Annotated in this window: 19 protein-coding genes; 14 read left to right on the top strand and 5 right to left on the bottom strand. The window is 69.4% G+C overall.

All coding sequences use genetic code 11. The features are described 5' to 3' along the window. Positions 1-8: 8 nt before the first annotated feature. Entirely contained in the window at positions 9-1,187 is a 1,179-nt protein-coding gene (locus tag DN388_RS09590; RefSeq protein ID WP_054916098.1) for an efflux RND transporter periplasmic adaptor subunit, read from the bottom strand. 155 nt (positions 1,188-1,342) lie between these two features. On the opposite strand from DN388_RS09590, the gene DN388_RS09595 reads away from it, so the two are divergent. Together DN388_RS09595 and DN388_RS09600 are read left to right on the top strand one after the other, a co-directional pair. Next, a complete protein-coding gene (locus DN388_RS09595; RefSeq protein ID WP_043859689.1) occupies positions 1,343-2,044 on the top strand; it encodes a response regulator transcription factor in 702 nt (233 codons plus the stop codon). 15 nt (positions 2,045-2,059) lie between these two features. Next, complete coding sequence (locus DN388_RS09600) at positions 2,060-3,358, top strand: ATP-binding protein (RefSeq protein WP_254999195.1); 1,299 nt, start codon at positions 2,060-2,062, stop codon at positions 3,356-3,358. A gap of 206 nt (positions 3,359-3,564) precedes the next feature. Here DN388_RS09600 and DN388_RS09605 read toward each other — a convergent pair whose 3' ends face one another. Continuing rightward, positions 3,565-3,885: a hypothetical protein gene (locus DN388_RS09605; RefSeq protein WP_054916095.1), complete on the bottom strand. Its 321-nt coding sequence runs from the start codon at positions 3,883-3,885 to the stop codon at positions 3,565-3,567. Between the two features lie 138 nt (positions 3,886-4,023). On the opposite strand from DN388_RS09605, the gene DN388_RS09610 reads away from it, so the two are divergent. From DN388_RS09610 to DN388_RS09620, 3 genes are read left to right on the top strand one after another with little or no spacing between them, the layout of a single operon-like run. After that, positions 4,024-4,653: an STN domain-containing protein gene (locus DN388_RS09610; protein WP_235384135.1), complete on the top strand. Its 630-nt coding sequence runs from the start codon at positions 4,024-4,026 to the stop codon at positions 4,651-4,653. Between the two features lie 20 nt (positions 4,654-4,673). Beyond that, a complete protein-coding gene (locus DN388_RS09615; RefSeq protein ID WP_043860351.1) occupies positions 4,674-5,204 on the top strand; it encodes a sigma-70 family RNA polymerase sigma factor in 531 nt (176 codons plus the stop codon). 39 nt (positions 5,205-5,243) lie between these two features. Beyond that, the gene (locus DN388_RS09620) at positions 5,244-6,155 is read left to right on the top strand and encodes a DUF4880 domain-containing protein (RefSeq protein WP_196932333.1); all 912 of its coding nucleotides are present in this window, start codon (positions 5,244-5,246) and stop codon (positions 6,153-6,155) included. On the opposite strand, the gene DN388_RS09625 is transcribed toward DN388_RS09620, so the two are convergent. Continuing rightward, positions 6,148-6,759: a type II secretion system protein J gene (locus DN388_RS09625; RefSeq protein WP_043860349.1), complete on the bottom strand. Its 612-nt coding sequence runs from the start codon at positions 6,757-6,759 to the stop codon at positions 6,148-6,150. The genes DN388_RS09620 and DN388_RS09625 overlap by 8 nt on opposite strands. Continuing rightward, positions 6,756-7,199 (bottom strand): type II secretion system minor pseudopilin GspH, encoded by a 444-nt coding sequence (gene gspH / locus DN388_RS09630; RefSeq protein WP_054916092.1) that lies wholly within the window; start codon positions 7,197-7,199, stop codon positions 6,756-6,758. Before gspH ends, DN388_RS09625 begins: the two co-directional genes overlap by 4 nt. Before the next feature lie 118 nt (positions 7,200-7,317). Here gspH and DN388_RS09635 point away from each other — a divergent pair, with 118 nt between their 5' ends. Then, positions 7,318-7,749: a type II secretion system protein N gene (locus DN388_RS09635; RefSeq protein WP_043860347.1), complete on the top strand. Its 432-nt coding sequence runs from the start codon at positions 7,318-7,320 to the stop codon at positions 7,747-7,749. On the opposite strand, the gene gspI is transcribed toward DN388_RS09635, so the two are convergent. Continuing rightward, on the bottom strand, positions 7,736-8,119 hold the full coding sequence (gene gspI, locus DN388_RS09640; RefSeq protein ID WP_043860346.1) for a type II secretion system minor pseudopilin GspI: 384 nt from the start codon (positions 8,117-8,119) through the stop codon (positions 7,736-7,738). The two genes, DN388_RS09635 and gspI, sit on opposite strands and share 14 nt — an antisense overlap. Before the next feature lie 139 nt (positions 8,120-8,258). On the opposite strand from gspI, the gene gspG reads away from it, so the two are divergent. The 8 genes from gspG (at position 8,259) to DN388_RS09680 (ending at position 17,582) form a co-directional block, all read left to right on the top strand. After that, positions 8,259-8,702, top strand: a complete 444-nt coding sequence (gene gspG / locus DN388_RS09645; RefSeq protein WP_058541164.1) for a type II secretion system major pseudopilin GspG — start codon at positions 8,259-8,261, stop codon at positions 8,700-8,702. Between the two features lie 35 nt (positions 8,703-8,737). Then, positions 8,738-9,670, top strand: a complete 933-nt coding sequence (gspK, locus tag DN388_RS09650; protein WP_254999211.1) for a type II secretion system minor pseudopilin GspK — start codon at positions 8,738-8,740, stop codon at positions 9,668-9,670. Further along, entirely contained in the window at positions 9,667-10,614 is a 948-nt protein-coding gene (gspL, locus tag DN388_RS09655; RefSeq protein WP_254999212.1) for a type II secretion system protein GspL, read from the top strand. Before gspK ends, gspL begins: the two co-directional genes overlap by 4 nt. After that, complete coding sequence (gene gspM / locus DN388_RS09660) at positions 10,604-11,122, top strand: type II secretion system protein GspM (RefSeq protein ID WP_104573128.1); 519 nt, start codon at positions 10,604-10,606, stop codon at positions 11,120-11,122. Before gspL ends, gspM begins: the two co-directional genes overlap by 11 nt. After that, positions 11,119-13,470: a type II secretion system secretin GspD gene (gene gspD / locus DN388_RS09665; RefSeq protein ID WP_058541160.1), complete on the top strand. Its 2,352-nt coding sequence runs from the start codon at positions 11,119-11,121 to the stop codon at positions 13,468-13,470. The genes gspM and gspD overlap by 4 nt, the downstream gene beginning before the upstream one ends. Beyond that, entirely contained in the window at positions 13,467-14,885 is a 1,419-nt protein-coding gene (gene gspE / locus DN388_RS09670) for a type II secretion system ATPase GspE (protein WP_058541159.1), read from the top strand. Before gspD ends, gspE begins: the two co-directional genes overlap by 4 nt. Continuing rightward, entirely contained in the window at positions 14,885-16,090 is a 1,206-nt protein-coding gene (gspF, locus tag DN388_RS09675) for a type II secretion system inner membrane protein GspF (RefSeq protein ID WP_123752458.1), read from the top strand. The genes gspE and gspF overlap by 1 nt, the downstream gene beginning before the upstream one ends. A gap of 349 nt (positions 16,091-16,439) precedes the next feature. Then, the gene (locus DN388_RS09680; protein WP_043860338.1) at positions 16,440-17,582 is read left to right on the top strand and encodes a substrate-binding domain-containing protein; all 1,143 of its coding nucleotides are present in this window, start codon (positions 16,440-16,442) and stop codon (positions 17,580-17,582) included. Positions 17,583-17,718 lie beyond the last annotated feature (136 nt).

Below are 17,718 nucleotides of genomic sequence, written 5' to 3' on the forward strand. Positions count from 1 at the left end.
TCAGGGCCTCACTGGGCGGTGGTCTGGGCGATGGGGGCAGCCGTGTCGGTGGCGGGGGTCACGCTCACCTGGTCACCCACCTTCACGTGCTGCAGGCCTTCGGTGACGATGCGATCGCCCGGGGCCAGGCCCTCGGTGACGATCCAGCGGTCCTGCTGCACGCTGCCCAGCACCACGGCGCGCTCGCTCACGCGCTGCTCAGCGTCCACCAGCAGCACCCGCGGCAGGCCCGCGCTGTCACGCAGGATGGCCTGCTGCGGCACGCTGATGCCCTTGGGCTGCACCGCCTGTTCCAGGCGCACGCGGATGAAGCTGCCGGGCAGCAGGTCCAGGTCGGGGTTGGGGAACTCGCTGCGCAGGGTGATCTGGCCGGTGCTCGGGTCCACGCTGATGTCGGAGAACAGCAGCTTGCCCGCCAGCGGATAAGGGGTGCCGTCATCCTGGATCAGCGTGGCGCGGGCCTGGTCCTGGCCCACCTGCTTGAGCTCGCCGGCACGCAGGGCACGGCGCAGGGCGTTGATCTCGCGGGTCGACTGGGTCAGGTCGGCATGGATCGGGTCGAGCTGCTGAATGATCGCCAGCGGGGTCGATTCGTTCTGCCCCACCAGCGCGCCCTCGGTCACCAGGGCACGGCCCACGCGCCCGGAAATCGGCGCGGTCACGGTGGCATAGCCCAGGTTCAGGCGCGCACGCTCGAGCGCGGCCTTGGCCGCTGCCACTTCGGCGTCAGCCTGCATGGCGGCGGCGCGGGCGTTGTCATGCTCCTGGCGGCTGATCGCGTCGATCGAAATCAGCTCGGCGTAGCGCTGGTCCTGCAGGCGTGCCTGAAAGCGCGTGGCCTCGGCCTTGGCCAGGTTGGCGCGGGCGCTGTCGTAGTCGGCCTTGAACGGTGCCGGGTCGATGCGAAACAGCACGTCGCCCTGTTTCACGTCGCTGCCCTCACGGTACACCCGCTTGAGCACCACCCCGGCCACCCGCGCGCGCACCTCGGCAATGCGTGGCGCCAGGATGCGCCCCGACAGCTCGGTGCTGATGGCCAGGGGTTGCTCGTGCACGGTTTCGACGCTGACGGCGGGCTTGGGGGCTTGTTCTTCGGCGGGCGGCTTGCTGTCGCAGCCGGCCAGGGCCAGGCTCAGCAGCAACAGGGGCGCCAGGGTACGCAGACGGACGGGGCTTGAACTGGGCATGCGGATCTTCCATAAATGACCCGGCAATGCTAAGGCAGCCGCGCTACAGGCAGTTGTTAAGCTATGTAGGGCGAGTGTGAAAAAGTGTGAAGAATTTCGCGACCTGCGAATAAGCGCTATATCCTGCCTGACTTTCCCGGCCTTTCAAACTACCCATGCCCACTATCCTTCTGGTCGAAGACGACTGCGCCCTGAGCGAACTGATCGCCAGCTACCTGCAACGCAATGGTTTCAGCGTCAGCGTGATTGCGCGGGGGGACCACGTGCTGGAAGAGGCGCGGCGCAGCAAACCCGACCTGGTGATCCTGGACCTGATGCTGCCGGGCCTGGACGGCCTGCAGGTGTGCCGGCAGCTGCGCGCCGAATCGCTGCTGCTGCCGATCCTCATGCTCACCGCCCGCGACGACAGCCACGACCAGGTGCTGGGCCTGGAGATGGGCGCCGACGACTACGTCAGCAAGCCGTGCGAGCCGCGCGTGCTGCTGGCGCGGGTGCGGACCCTGCTGCGGCGCAGCAGCATCAACGAGCCGCATCTCGAGAGCGACCTGATCGTGATCGGCGGGCTGCGCATCGACCTGGCCGAACGCACCGTGCTGTGGCGCGACCAGACGGTGGAGTTGTCCAGCGGCGAGTTCAACCTGCTGGTGGTGCTGGCGCGCAATGCCGGCAGCGTGCTCAGCCGCGACTGCATCCTGCAGCAGTTGCGCGGCATCGAGTTCAACGGCACCGACCGCTCGGTGGACGTGGCCATATCCAAGCTGCGGCGCAAGTTCGACGACAGCGCCGGCGAGGCGCGCAAGATCAAGACGGTGTGGGGCAAGGGCTACCTGTTCAGCCGAGTCGAGTGGGAATTCTGAGGAGCGGCCACGGCCATGCTGAAAATTCTGGTACGCCTGTATCTGGTGACCATCGTCGCGTATGCCGGGTCGATCTTCCTGATCCCCGAACTGATCCTGCATGTGTTCCATGACCGCTACATCGCCTACAACCAGGACCAGGCGCGGGGCGTGCAGCGCCTGATCGTCAACCAGTTCCACCTCAAGCACCGCGACAGCTGGCCCCAGGTGGCCGAGGCGCTGAACACCGATTTCGCCCCCCTCAGCATCGAGCTGCGCCGGCGCGCCGAACTGGACCTGAACGCCGAGGAGCAGGCGCACCTGCAGGCCGGCCAGTACGTGGTGCGCCTGGGGGAGTGGGGCTATTACGAAACCGCCCTGGCGCCGCTGGACAGCGAGTGGATGGTGGTGCTGCGCAACCCGCCGGACCCGGCGGACATCTACCTGCTGTCGTGGGGCATCACTGTGCTGATCGGTGCGGCGCTGCTGGGCTGCCTGCTGTTCTGGGTGCGCCCGCACTGGCGTGACCTGCAGCGGCTCAAGGCCACGGCGCAGCGCCTGGGCGAAGGCAACCTGGCGGAGCGTACGCTGATCTCGCCACGCTCGAACATCGGCGCGCTGGCCAAGGTGTTCGATACCATGGCGGCGGATATCGAATGCCTGCTGACCCAGCAGCGCGAGTTGCTCAATGCGGTGTCGCATGAGCTGCGCACGCCGCTGACCCGCCTGGATTTCGGCCTGGTGCTGCTGTACGACGAAATGCCCCCGGCCAGTCGCAAGCGCCTGCTGGAATTGGTGGGGCACGTGCGCGAGCTGGATGCGCTGGTGCTTGAGCTGCTGTCGTACAACCGCTTGCAGAATGGCCAGGGTGGCGAGCGGGTGGAGGTGGCGCTGCCCGAGTTCGTCGACAGCATCCTGGGTAGCTATGCCGAAGAGCTGGATGGGCGCGGGGTGAGCCTGGAGGTGCGTGCCGAGCCGGATCTGCCGCGCTTTGTGCTGGACCCGCGGTTGACGGCGCGGGCGGTGCAGAACCTTATCCGCAACGCCATGCGTTATTGCGGGCAGCGCATCCTGCTGCGCCTGAGCGTGGATGCCAAGGGCGCGTGCGTGCTGACCGTCGAGGATGACGGCATTGGCATTCCGCAGGAGGAGCGCGAGCGCATCTTCCAGCCGTTCTACCGCCTGGATCGCAGTCGGGACCGTGCCACGGGCGGGTTTGGCCTGGGGTTGGCGATCAGCCGTCGGGTGATCGAGGGGCAGGGTGGCACCCTGACGGTGGGGCAGTCGGCGTTGGGGGGGGCGCAGTTTCGCATCTGCTTGCCGCGGGGGCGGTAGGGGCCGCTGCGCGGCCCATCGCGGGTCAAGCCCGCTCCCACAGGTTTTGCACAGGCCCCGGGTCCCCACGGTACCTGTGGGAGCGGGCTTGACCCGCGATGGGCTCACCACGATCTTGCAGATCTTTACGCGGTCCTTGAGTCACCACCTGTGGGAGCTGGCTTGCCAGCGAAGAGGGCGGCACTGACAACCCCCCGCAGTCGAATTCACGGCCCCGGCCGCTGCGGCCGCACCGACACCCCGAACGCATTGCCCATGCGCTGCCCCGTGGCCGACTGGTTGAACAACCCCAGCTGGTTCGGCGCGCGCCGGCTCACATCCACCTCCATCGCCTTGCGGTTGGCCTGCGCCGCGCGCTGCCCGTTGCCGTTCTGCAACTGGCGCGTCAGGCAGTCGTACGCCAGCGCCCGCGCCTGGCCCACCTGCACGTCGATGCAACCCTCGTCCTGTCCCGCCTGCACCACGCCACTCGACAGGCCACTCAGCAGACCGGCAACCAGCCACAACCCCGCGATTCGACAGCCCATGTCCATGCCCTCCCTGAAGCGGTTTCCCCCAGTCTAGCCCCAGGCGAATTCCCACATCGTTAAGGTTTTTTGCCTACCGCTGTCACATCAGATTCATACACAGGCCCCACGATGGCGACTTTCGGGGGAGACACCGGTTTGCGCCACTGCCTTGCCAGAATCGCCGTGCTGCTGTTGGCCGTGCTGGCGATGCCGGTGCACGGCGCAGGCCCGATCCGTTTCGACATACCGGCCCAGCCACTGGACGAGGCGCTGCACGCCTTCGGCCAGCAGAGCGGCATGGCGGTGCTGGTGGACCGGGAGCTGACCGCACGCCAGCGCTCGATGCCGCTGAACGGCGCGTTCAGCGCCCGCGACGGCCTGCGCAGGCTGCTCGAAGGCACCGGGCTGATGGCCCGCTACAGCGGCGCCGAGGCCTTCACCGTGCAGCGCGTGGCACTGCCGGCAGCCGCGCCGAACCCGCGTGCCACAGGCGGGGCCGGCGCGGCCGGCAATTATGCGCGCACGCTGCAACGCGCCGTGGAACAGGCGCTGTGTGCCAGCGCGCTGGCACGCCCAGGCCATTACCGGGCCGCAGTGCAGGTATGGATCGACGCCCGCGGGGTGCTGGCCCAGAGCCGCCTGCTGGCCTCCACCGGCGATCACCGGCGTGACAGCGCGCTGGTCGAAAGCCTGCGCGCCCTGCGCCTGGAGCGGCCACCGCCCTCGGCGCTGGCGCAACCGGTGACGCTGCTGCTGTTGCCCGATACACGCATGGACTGCCCTTAATCGCATGGAGGCTAGGCAGTATGAATACACCTCTGGTCACGTTGTTCCTGACCTCTTACGACGAGTTCAAGGTGCGCCTCAAACGCCGCCTGGGTTCGGACGACCTGGCCTGCGACGTGCTCCAGGAAACCTACCTGCGGGTCGACCGCATGCAGGCCACCCACGCGCTGCACAAGCCCAACGCCTACCTGTACCGCATGGCCCTGAACATCGCCGCCGACCGGCGCCAGGCCGACGCCCGGCTGCTCACCGGCGCCGAGGTCGAAGACCTGCTGCAGGTGGCCGAAGACCAGGACCCGGCGCGCATTGTCGGCGGCCAGCAGGAAATCCAGTGCCTGCTCGGCGCACTCTACGAACTGCCGGCACGGCGCCGGCGCATCTTCATCGCCGCGCGCCTGGAGGAAGCCTCGCACCTGGAAATCGCCCAGCGCTTCGGCATCTCCACGCGCATGGTCGAGAAGGAGCTCAAGGCCGCACTGGGTTACTGCGCCACGCGGCTGGAAAGAAAAGTGTTCCAGCGGTTCGGTCCCGGTGCGGGAAAACCGTCTTGAACAATACACAGCGCCATTTTGATGCAGGCCCCTCAGACCATGACACCCCAGACTTCGGCTGAACCCAGCCTGCACAGCCAGGCCCAGGACTGGTTGCTGCTGCTTACCTCCGGGCGCGCCACCGTCGCCGACGCACGCGCCCTGCGCCAGTGGTGCGCACAGAGCCCGGCGCACGCCCAGGCCTTCGAGCAGGCCCGCCAGCTGTGGCAGCAGCTGGAGCCGGCGGCGCGCCAGGCCGAGCGCGTGGTGCCCCTGCGCACCCTGGGGCGCCGCGCGTTCCTGGGTGGCGCGCTGGCGGCCTCGGCAGCCTTCGTGCTGCTGCGCAGCAACCTGGTGGACGGGCTCGGCACGCCAGCGGCAGACTTTCACACCGGCGTTGGCGAGCAGCGGCGCATCGACCTGACCCAGGGTATCGCGCTGGAGCTCAACACCCAGACCCGCATCAACCGCAGCGGCGAAGCGATCGCCCTGCTCGAAGGCGAGGTCGAGGTGCTGGCCCAGGCCCCGGTGCAGGTGCAGGCCGGGCAGGCCTGGGTGTCGGCCCAGGCCGGGCGCTTCAATGTGCGCCACACCGATTCGGCCGTGTGCGTCACCTGCCTGCAGGGCCAGGTGCAGATTCTCTGGCAGGGCCGCAGCTTGCCCGTGCCCGCCGGCCAGCAGCTGCGTTACGACGCCCGCAGCGCCGGCAGCGCGCAGCCGTTCGATGCCGAACAGGTAATGGCCTGGCGCGAGCAGCGGCTGGTGTTCCATGACGCGCCGCTGAGCCAGGTGATCGACGAAATCAACCGCTACCGCCCCGGCATGCTGGTGCTGCTCAACCCCAGCCTGGGGCGACGCAAGGTGCAGGCGCGCTTCAGCCTGGCGCAGCTGCCAGGGGTGGCGCAGCTGATCCGCGACGCCTACGGCGCACGCTGCACCGAACTGCCCGGTGGCGTGGTGCTGCTCAGTTGAGCGGCCCCAGTACCTGGCGGTAACGCTGCGGGCCCTGCGCGCTCTGGCGCAGCAGTTCGATCTCGAGCCCCGGCGGATTGTCCCGGGCCTCGCCGGTCAGGTGCCGCCAGCCCTTGCCCGGCTCCCACACCCGCAGGTTGAATTCAGCCACATCCTCCAGTACCGCCACCCGGCCGGCAGGTGCCGGTAGCGGGAAGCGGTCGCGTGCCGGCGCCGCGGCGCGGTACAGCGTGCCACCCTGCAACCACCAGCGCACGCGCATCAGGCCGTCGTCGGCGGCGCTGCTGCGAATCAGCTCCAGGCGCGCCGGGCGCCCGTCGCTGGCCTGCACCCGCACCGCAGGCAGCGGTTTTTCGCTGGGCGGGTCCATGCCCGCCAGCACCGGCTCGACCAGTTCGCTGCTGGCACGCAAGGCCAGGTCCCGCTCCAGCTGGTTGAACACCCGCAGCAGGGCGCGGGCCTGTTCGGTGCTGTCCTTGACGTGGCGGTCGGCGCGGCTGACGCTGTCCAGCCCGCGCCAGGCCACCAGGCTGACGATGGCCATCAACAGGATCGCCACCATCACCTCGATCAGGGTGAACCCGCCTTGCGGGTGGCGCCTCATGGCTGGTGCACCTCGACACGGCCGGCGGCATCGCGGCGCACTTCGATCTGCTGCTGGCCGCTGACCAGGCGCAGGGTCAGCGGCTCGCCGATCCATTCCGGGTCGATGCGCACGGCCCGCTGCGGGGTGCGCTGCACCGTCACCGGCGCGGCCTGCCAGGGGCGCGGGCGCAGCAGCGGGTCGCTGTCCAGCGCCGCGCCGGCCCGCACAAAACGGTAGCCGTCGCGGTCGGCCTGCCAGAGCAGGGCGCGGCCATCGGCCTGCACCTCGCTCTGGGCCACCAGCAGCAACTGCGCCAGGCGCTCGGCGTCTTCGCGCAGCGCCCTGGCCGGGTCGGGGCGGATGTTCAGGCTGATGGCGGCGCTGGCGATGCCGACGATCACCAGCACCACCATCAGTTCGATCAGGGTAAACCCCTGTTGTGGATGGCTGCGTTGCATGGGGCGATGCCTCCTTGGCTGGTGACAGCGTGCACGGCGAAGATGATCGTCGTGTGAAACAAAAGCGTGAGAATCGGCGCGTATGCTCGGGCCAGGAACCACACGGAGACCGTTCCCCATGGCACTAGCATTCAAACCCGTGGCTGCCCCGCAACTGGTCCAGGGCGCGGCGCTGCTCGCGGCGCTGGCCGGGCTCGCGACCTGGGGCACGTTGCTCTGGACGCCCACCCCCCAACCGGTGCCGGCTGCCATGGAGCAGACCCTATCGGCACCCCCGGCCGCCGCCGGGCAGTGGTTCGCCAACCTGCCGGCGCAGGTCGACATCAGCCTCAGCGGGCTGCTGGCCGGCAGTGCCGGTGCGGTGGCCATCGTCTCGCTCAACGGCGGCGCGCCACAGGCCGTGCGGGTGGGCGAGCAACTGGCGCAGGGGGTGCAACTGGTGGCCATAGAAGCCGATGCGCTGGTGATCGAGCGCGCCGGGGAGCGCAGCCGCATCGGCATCGCCCGACTGCCCGAAGGCCCCGCGCTGCCGCGCCTCATTCGCCCCTAGGCGCCTGGCCCAGCCAGCTCTCCAGGCGCGCCAGCGGCGGGCCTTCACGGTCACGCTCGAACACCTCCAGGCGCACCTGCAGCAGCCCACCGGGGCGGCTGTCGACCTGCTGCTCGCAGCGCAGGCGCAGGCGCCCCTGGTCGCACTCCAAGCGGCGCAGGCCCGGGGTTGCCTGGCCTTCCAGGCGCAGTTCGGCAAGGCGCGCCTGGGCCGAGAGCAGGGCCAGCGACTTGTCGCGCAGCAGGCCATTGCCCTGGGTCATCAGCCCGGCCGCGCGCACTGCAGCGGCCATCGCCACGGCCACGATGGCCAGCGCCACCAGCACTTCGATCAGGGTAAAACCGGCCTGTTGCGGGCGGCGTCTGCGCATGGGCATCTCGGTGTGGGCAAAGCTGCATCCTAGGGGGTCTGTCTGACCGATTGGCGACCGGAACTCCCGAGGATTTTCAATACCACTGACATATGCCCTTGCCACAATCGGCCCCCGAATCCCGCCAAGGAATGCCGAGATGTCGCTTACCTGCCCACGCCGTTCTGCCCCCCGTCGCCAACGCGGCTTCACCCTGATCGAGATCATGGTGGTGGTGGTCATCCTCGGGATCCTGGCAGCGATGGTGGTGCCCAAGGTGCTCGACCGCCCCGACCAGGCGCGTGCCACCGCCGCCCGCCAGGACATCGCCGGGCTGATGCAGGCGCTCAAGCTCTACCGCCTGGACAACGGCAGCTACCCCAGCGCCGCCCAGGGCCTCAAGGTACTGGTGGAAAAACCCGCCTCGGCCAAGCCCGGCACCTGGCGCGCCTACCTGGAGCGCCTGCCCAACGACCCCTGGGGCCGCCCCTACCACTACCTCAACCCCGGTGCCAACGGCGAGATCGACGTGTTCTCGCTGGGCGCCGATGGCGAGCCTGACGGCGAGGGCGTGAACGCCGATATCGGCTCCTGGCAGCTGTAGGCGCCGTGATGAGACCGTCCGCGCAGCAACGCGGAATGGCGATCATCAGTGCCTTGCTGATAGCCGCCGTGGTGGCGGTGATCGCAGCGGGCATGATCAGCCGCCAGAGCGTATTCACCCGTGAGCTGGAAAGCCTGCAGCAGCGTGCCCAGGGGCAGGGCGTGCTGCAGGCGGGCCTGGCCTGGAGCCGTGAGGTACTGGCCGAGCAGCGCCGCGTCGACCCGCTGGTACGCCTCGACCAGGGCTGGGCGCGCCCCATCGCCGGCCTGCCGGTGGGCGAGCACGGCGCGGTGTTTCATGGCCGGCTGGAAGACGAGCAGGGCAAGTTCAACCTGCGCAACCTGGTGGTCGAGGAGCAACCCGACGAGCAGGCCCTGGCCACCTTCGAGCGCCTGTGTGCACTGATCGGCCTGGCCGCGCCGGTGGCGCAGGCGATCGCGGCGCGGGTGATCGACGGCTACCCGCGCCGGCAGGCGCCCGTGGCCGAGGCGGTGCACGGCTTCGACAGTGGCCGCGCAACCTCGCCGGGTGCCGCTTCGCGCCCGGTGCCGGCACGCCGGCCGATGCTGCGAAGCCTCGACCAGCTGGCCGTGCCGGGGCTGGATGCCGAAGGGCTGGCGCGCCTGCGCCGAGTGGCCACGGTGCTGCCGGCCAACACCTGGATCAATGGCAACACCGCGTCGGCCGAGGTGCTGGCGGCGCAGGTGCCGGGCTTGAGCGTAGACAAGGCGCGCCAGCTGATCGCCGAGCGCGACGGCGGGCGGTGGTTCGTCAACCGCGGGGACTTCGTCAACCGCCTGCAGATGCCCCACGTGGTGCTCGAAAGCGTGCCGGTGGGCATTACCAGCGACTGGTTCCGCCTGCACGGCGTGGCCCGCAGCGGCTCGCGCGAGGTGCGCCTGGAGGCGCTGCTGCTGCGCGGGCAGGCGCCCCTGGCACAGGTTGTCTGGGCACGGGTGGGCGCATGAAGGCACAACTGCACATGGCATTGCCGCGGCTGGCGGCGCTTGAGGGCGGGGCGCGGGTCGGCTATCGGCAACTGGACCGCCAGGGCCGGACCGAGGCCGAGGGCGAGGCGGCGCAGGCGCAGCTCAAGAGCCTGGCGCGGGGCCGCGAGGTGCTGGCGTGGCTGCACCCGGACGACAGCCTGTGCACCGAGCTGGTACTGCCGCCGTTGCCGGCGGCGCGCCTGGGGGCGGCGGTGCAGTGCGCGGCGCAGGGCCTGATACTGGGCGATGTGCGCGCCGTGCATATCGCCCACGGGCCACGCGCAGCAGACGGGAAGGTGGCGGTGGCATGGCTGGGGCAGGCGGCATTGCAGGGCCTGGCGCAGTGGCTGTCGAATGCCGGCCTCAAACCCCGGGGCCTGTACCCGACCCCGGCAAGGGCCGGCGCATGCCCGGTGGCGAGCCTGCACAGCGGCCTGCGCGCCCCTGCCGCCGAACAGCACGGCTGGCCACGGGCACTCGCCCTGTGCGCCAGCGCCGCCATGATCTGGACCCTGGGCCTGAACCTCTACGCCGCGCGGCTGGCCGACACCGGCCAGCAACTGCGCCAGCACATGCACCAGCAGGTACGCGCTGCCTACCCGCAGTTGCAGGTGATCCTCAACCCGCTGCAACAGGTACGCCAGCAGCTCGCCGCCGGCGACAATGGCGCGGTCGCACCCTTCAACCACCTGCTGCAGGCCGCCGGCAGCGCCATGCCGTTTCTGGCCGGCGCAGTCGAGCAACTGACCTACCACGACGGCGTGCTCGACCTGCAGCCACTGCCCGGCGCCCCGCGGCCCCCGGGCGACAACGCCTGGCAAACACAGCTGGCGGCACAGGGCATCGAGGCCAGCAGCAGCGACCACGGCTGGACCCTGCGCCCGGCGACCGCCACGGGCGAGGAGGTGGCCAATGTTGAGTAAGGCACGGCACCCCCTGCGCCGCCTGCGCCCCTGGTGGCACGGCCTGAGTGCGCGCGAGCGCCGCGCCGTGGCCCTGACCGCACTGCTGCTGGGCACCACGCTGTGGTGGCTGGTGCTGGTGCAGCCGGCACTGGCGCGCATCGCCCACTGGGAGGCCGAAACGCCCAGGCTGCGCAGCCAGGCGCAGACCCTCGACGGGCTGCTCGCCCACGCCCCCTCACTGCCGGGCGCCGCGCAACAGGCGCCGGCCCTGCGCCAGAGCCTGGAGCACGCCGGGCTCAGCGGCCATTACCAGCTTCAGGCGGTGGAGGGCGGCTGGCAGCTCGATCTTGCCCAGGCCCCCGCCGAGGCCGCCACCGCCTGGCTGCTGCAGGCCCCCGCACAACTGGGCCTGACGGTGGTGCACAGCCGCCTGCAACGCGACCCGCTGGCCGACCCCTCGGCCACGGCGTCGTTCTCCGGAATCGTTCGCTTGGACCAGGCGCAAGGCGCTAAGGAATCGTCATGATGTGCACCCAACTGCCGCGCCGACTGGCCGGCCTGGCTCCCCTGGTACTGGCACTGGCCCTGGCCGGTTGCAGCCAGCAGCCTGCGCAGCCACTGGCCAGCAGCGAGCTGGGCCGACCGCTGGCCAACGTGCAGCCCGGGCCGACCAGCCTGGAACGCCACGGCCTGCAGGCGCGGGTCGAGCCACAGCGCCCGACCCCGCGTGCCCCCGCCCACCGCGCCAGGCCCCACAGCGATGGCAGCGCCAGTGCCGCACCGGGCAACCCGCTGGGCGACCAGCCGGTGCAGCTGAACTTCGTCGACGCCGACATCCAGGCCGTGGTGCGCGCCCTGTCGCGGGCCACCGGGCGCCAGTTTCTGGTCGACCCGCGGGTCAAGGGCCAGCTGACCCTGGTGTCCGAAGGCGAGGTGCCGGCCACACGTGCCTACGCCATGCTGCTGGCAGCCCTGCGCATGCAGGGCTTCAGCGTGGTCGACGTGGGCGGGGTCAGCCAGGTGGTGCCCGAGGCCGACGCCAAGCTGCTGGGCGGGCCGATCAACAGCAAGGATGCCGGCACCGGCATGCTCACCCGCACCTTCCGCCTGCAATACGAGAACGCGGTCAACGTGATCCCGGTGCTGCGCCCCATCGTGTCGCCCAACAACCCGATCAACGCCTACCCCGGCAACAACACCGTGGTGGTCACCGACTATGCCGAGAACCTCGAGCGTGTGGCCCGGCTGCTCGACAGCATCGACATCCCCAGCGCCATCGACACCGACGTGGTGGCGATCCAGAACGGCATCGCCAGCGACATCGCGGCCATGGTCTCGGAGCTGCTCGAAACCCAGGGCAACGATCCCACCCAGAAGATCAGCGTGATCGGCGACCCGCGCTCCAACAGCGTGGTGATCCGCGCCGGCAGCCCCGAGCGCACGCAACTGGCCCGTGATCTGATCTACAAGCTCGACAACGCACAGAACAACCCCAGCAACCTGCACGTGGTGTACCTGCGCAACGCCCAGGCCGGCAAGCTGGCCCAGGCCCTGCGCGGGCTGCTCACCGGCGAGAGCGACAGCAGCAGCGGTGACGACGCCCGCGCCAGGCTCAGCGGCGGTGGCCTGCTGGCAGGCAAGCAGAACGGCAGCGGCGCGGCGGCGAACACCGCGCAGACCACCAGCGCCACCCCGCCAGCCGCCACCTACGGGGCCAGCCTCGGCCAGGCCGGCAACGCCTATGGCAACGGTTCGCAGGGCAGCGAGCAGAACACCGCGTTTTCCGCCGGCGGGGTGACCATCCAGGCCGACGCCACCACCAACACCCTGCTGATTTCGGCACCCGACCCGCTGTACCGCAACCTGCGCGAGGTGATCGACCTGCTCGACCAGCGCCGCGCCCAGGTGGTGATCGAAAGCCTGATCGTCGAGGTCAGCGAAGACGACGCCAACGAATTCGGCATCCAGTGGCAGGCCGGCAACCTGGGCAAGAACGGCGTGTTCGGCGGCGCCAACCTGGGCGGTGCCGGGTTCAATCGCGGTGCCAGGAACAGCATCGACGCGTTGCCCCCCGGCCTGAGCGTGGGCGTGGTGGACGGCACGGTGAACATCCCCGGCATCGGCGAGGTGCTCGACCTCAAGGTGCTGGCCCGCGCCCTGACCAGCAAGGGCGGCAGCAACGTGCTGTCCACGCCCAACCTGCTGACCCTGGACAACGAGGCGGCGAGCATCTTCGTCGGCCAGACCATCCCCTTTGTCAGCGGCCAGTACGTCACCGATGGCGGCGGCACCAGCAACAACCCGTTCCAGACCATCCAGCGCGAAGAGGTGGGGCTCAAGCTTAACGTGCGCCCGCAGATCTCCGAAGGCGGCACGGTCAAGCTCGACATCTACCAGGAGGTCAGCAGCGTCGACGAACGCGCCTCCAGTGCCGCCGGCACGGTCACCAACAAGCGTGCCATCGACACCAGCATCCTGCTCGACGACGGCCAGATCATGGTGCTCGGCGGCCTGCTGCAGGACGGCTACACCCAGGCCAACGACGGCATTCCGTTTCTTTCCAGCCTGCCGGGGGTGGGCGTGCTGTTTCGCAACGAGCGCCGCGCCACCAGCAAGACCAACCTGATGGTGTTCCTGCGCCCCTACATCATTCGCGATGCCGAGGTGGGGCGCAGCATCACCCTCAACCGCTACGATTTCATCCGCCGTGCCCAGGGCGGGCTCAAGCCGGCCCATTCCTGGGCGCTGCCGGACGCGCAGATGCCGCTGCTGCCCAGCGCCGAGCAGGGCGTACCGCGCGCGGGCGCGGCCATCGGCACCCCGCGTGCGGCGATCCGCGCCGTGCCGCTGGATGAAGTCGGGGTTGCCCGGTGAGCCGCCTGCCGTACGCCTGGGCCAAGGCCCAGCGCGTGGTGCTGCTGGCCGGCGAGCACGCCGCGCCGCTGCGCCTGTGCCCCTCAACCCCGGCCTGGGCGCTGGGCGAGGTGCGCCGCCAGTTCGGCGAGCAGGCCGCCGAGCAGGTCAGCGAAGACGAGCTCGACCGCCTGCTGACCAGCGCCTACAGCGACAACGGCGGCGCCGCAGCGGCGGTCGGCGCGGCCGAGAACGACGTCGACCTCGACCGCCTGATGCAGGACATGCCCGAGATCACCGACCTGCTCGACACCCAGGACGGCGCGCCGGTGATCCGCATGATCAACGCGCTGCTGACCCAGGCTGCCGGCGACGAGGCCAGCGACATCCACATCGAACCCTTCGAGACCCACTCGGTGGTGCGCTACCGGGTCGACGGCACCCTGCGCGACGTGGTCTCGCCGCGCAAGGCGCTGCACGCGGCGCTGGTGTCGCGGATCAAGATCATGGCGCAGCTGGACATCGCCGAAAAGCGCCTGCCCCAGGACGGGCGCATCGCCCTGCGCGTGGCTGGCCGGCCCATCGATATCCGTGTGTCCACCGTGCCCACCGGGCATGGCGAGCGGGTGGTGATGCGCCTGCTGGACAAGCAGGCCGGGCGTCTGCAACTGGAAACCCTGGGCATGGCCCCGGCGCTGCTGGCCCGCCTGGACGTGCTGATTCGCCAGCCGCACGGCATCGTGCTGGTCACCGGCCCCACCGGCAGCGGCAAGACCACCAGCCTGTACGCGGCGCTGGCGCGGCTCGATGCCAGCGTCAGCAACATCCTCACCGTCGAGGACCCGGTGGAATACGACCTGCCGGGTATCAGCCAGATCCAGGTGAATGCGCGCATCGACATGACCTTTGCCGTGGCCCTGCGCGCGATCCTGCGCCAGGACCCGGACATCATCATGATCGGCGAGATCCGCGACCTGGAGACTGCGCAGATCGCGGTGCAGGCCTCGCTCACCGGGCACCTGGTGCTGGCCACGCTGCACACCAACGACGCCGTGTCGGCGGTCAACCGCCTGCTCGACATGGGCGTGGAACCCTTTCTGCTGGCCTCGGCGCTGCTCGGCGTGCTGGCCCAGCGCCTGGTACGGCGGCTGTGCCCGCACTGCCGTCAGCCCGACCCGAATGCCCCCGGCCAGTTTCGCCCCCATGGCTGCGCCAACTGCAACCACACCGGCTACAGCGGGCGTACCGGGATCCACGAGCTGTTCTGCATCGATGACCCGATTCGCGGCCTGATCCACCAGGGCGCCGACGAACAGGCCCTGCGCGCCGCAGCGCGCCAGGCCGGCATGCTGAGCATGCGCGAGGACGGCCAGCGCTGGGTCGACAGCGGCAGTACCGCCGTGGAAGAAATCCTGCGTGTGACCCGGGACGCCTGATGAGCCGATACCGTTATGAAGCCGCCGATGCCCAGGGGCGCATCAGCCGTGGCCAGCTGGAGGCCGACAGCCCGGCGGCGGTGATCGGGCAATTGCGCGGGCTGGGCCTGAGCGCCTTGCAGGTCGAGCCGGAGCCTGCCGCCAGTGCCGGCGGCGGGTTGTTCGCCAGCAAGCTGTCGGATGCGGACCTTGCCTGGACCACGCGCCAGCTGGCCAGCCTGCTGGCCGCCGGGCTGCCGCTGGAGGGCGCCCTGAGCGCGACCCTGGAGCAGGCCGAACGCAAGCACATCGCCCAGGTGCTGGGCGCGGTGCGCGGCGACGTGCGCAGCGGCATGCGCCTGGCCGACGCGCTGGCGGCGCGCCCGCGGGACTTTCCCGAGATCTACCGCGCACTGATCGCGGCGGGGGAGGAGTCCGGCGACCTGGCCCAGGTGATGGAGCGCCTGGCCGACTACATCGAAGACCGCAACACCCTGCGCGGCAAGATCCTCACCGCGTTCATCTACCCCGGCGTGGTCGGGCTGGTGTCGATCGGCATCGTGATCTTTCTGCTCAGCTACGTGGTGCCGCAGGTGGTCAGCGCCTTCACCCAGGCGCGCCAGGACCTGCCGGGGCTGACCCTGGCGATGCTCAACGCCAGCGACTTCATCCGGGCCTGGGGCTGGCTGTGTTTCATCGTGCTGGTGGCCGCGGCATGGGGCTGGCGTGTGTACCTGCGCGGCGCGTCGGCACGCCTGGCCTGGCATAGCCGGGTGCTGCGCCTGCCGTTGCTGGGGCGCTTCGTGCTGGGCCTGAACACCGCACGCTTCGCCTCGACCCTGGCGATTCTGGGCAGTGCCGGGGTGCCGTTGCTGCGGGCCCTGGAGGCGGCGCGCCAGACCCTGGCCAACGACCGCCTCGACCAGTGCGTGAGCGAGGCCACGGCGCGGGTGCGCGAAGGCGTGGGGCTGGCGTCGGCGCTGGCGGTGGAGAAGGTGTTCCCGCCCTTGCTGATCCACCTGATCGCCAGCGGCGAGAAGACCGGCAACCTGCCGCCGATGCTCGACCGCGCGGCGCAGAGCCTGGCCAAGGACATCGAGCGCCGAGCGATGGGCATGACCGCATTGCTGGAGCCGCTGATGATCGTGGTGATGGGTGCGGTGGTGCTGCTGATCGTGATGGCGGTGCTGCTGCCGATCATCGAGATCAACCAGCTGGTGCAGTGAATTGTTTCTTGCGCGGGGTGAACACCCGAGTCGGCCGGGTGGTGAATCCGGGAGGTTGCTGCGGTGTTGCGGCTGACGCCTTCGCCGGCAAGGCCGGCTCCTACAGGATCACACCAACCCCTGTAGGAGCCGGCCTTGCCGGCGAAGGACCGCACTGTGGCCTTGAAAACACCCGAGAAATTACCCGCCAAGCTCCCGATGTTTTTTCCTCTGACTGTCACCGCGCACTGCCAACCTAAGCCTCGTGGATCGGCCAGCAAGCCCTCTGGATCAAGGCGCTGCGCCACGCCACCGTGACATGCAAGCGCGACTCACCTCAACGTACGAACACGACGAAAGGAGCTTCTTCATGTTTAAGCGCACTATGATCGCAGCCTCGCTGGCTGTTGCCGCACTGGCTTCGGCTCAATCGATGGCAGCGGTTGTCGGTGGCGGTGCCACCCTGCCACAAGGCCTGTACACCACCCCAGGCGTACTGGGCGCCGGTTTCGACACCTACACCGGTGTTGGCAGCGGTAAAGGCAAGTCGGCTTTCCTGTTCAACCGTGCCGCCGATATCAACAAGCCCGCCGGTGTGACCGTCGATTTCGCAGGCAGCGACTCGATCCTTTCCGATGCGGAAATCAACACCTACAACCTGGACCACAACAGCGCCGGCAACGACGTCGCCAACAAGTGGGGCCCGCTGATCCAGGTTCCGTCGGCAGCCACCTCGGTCACCATCCCGTACAACCTCAAGCTGGCCAACGGCACTGCCGTCAACGACCTGAACCTGACCAGCGCCCAGCTGTGCGGGATCTTCTCGGGTTCGATCAGCAACTGGAACCAGATCGACGCCAGCTACCCGAACAAGGCCATCAAGGTGTTCTACCGCAGCGGCAGCAGCGGCACCTCCGAGATCTTCACCCGTCACCTGAACAGCCAGTGCCCGACCCAGTTCGGCGTCAGCAGCACCTTCACCACCGCTCAGGTCGGTGCAGAGCCTGCCACGTTCCAGGGTGTTGCCCTGAGCGGCGATATCGTGACCTCGGTGTACGGCACCGAAGACGCCATCGGCTATGTAGGCCCTGAAGACGTGGATGCCACCAACAACGCGAAGGTCGCCCGCGTCAACAACCTGCTGCCAACCGTCGGCAACGTGCAGACTGCACTGGCCAACGCCGCGCCACCGGCCACCGCCGCCGCACGCGCGATTCCGCAGAACTGGGCCCCGGTGCTGGCCAACCCGGCCACCGGCTACTCCATCGTTGCCTACACCAACCTGATCTTCGGTCAGTGCTACAAGGACGCCGCAGACGGCACCGCCGTCGTCGCCTTCCTGAACCGTCATTACGGCGCCACCACCAACAACGATGCGGCCATCATCGCGCAGAAGCTGATCCCGTTGAGCCCAGCCTGGAAAAACGCCGTTCGCCTGCAGTTCGCCAACCAGTCCGGCGCACTGGGCGTGAACAACCTCAGCGTGTGCAACACCCAGGGTCGCCCGGCCTAAGCCGCGCCGACGCCTGTCGCTGTACCCCGTCGGTAACGGCTCGCGCCGTTACCGGCTTTTGCGTTTCAGAACGCCACCGATCACATGAACTTTGCGTGACAAAGGTTCGGTCTGCCGCCCGTGCAACCGCCTATGT

The organism is Pseudomonas sp. S12(2018) (assembly GCF_024355235.1).
Taxonomy (GTDB): domain Bacteria; phylum Pseudomonadota; class Gammaproteobacteria; order Pseudomonadales; family Pseudomonadaceae; genus Aquipseudomonas; species Aquipseudomonas palmensis.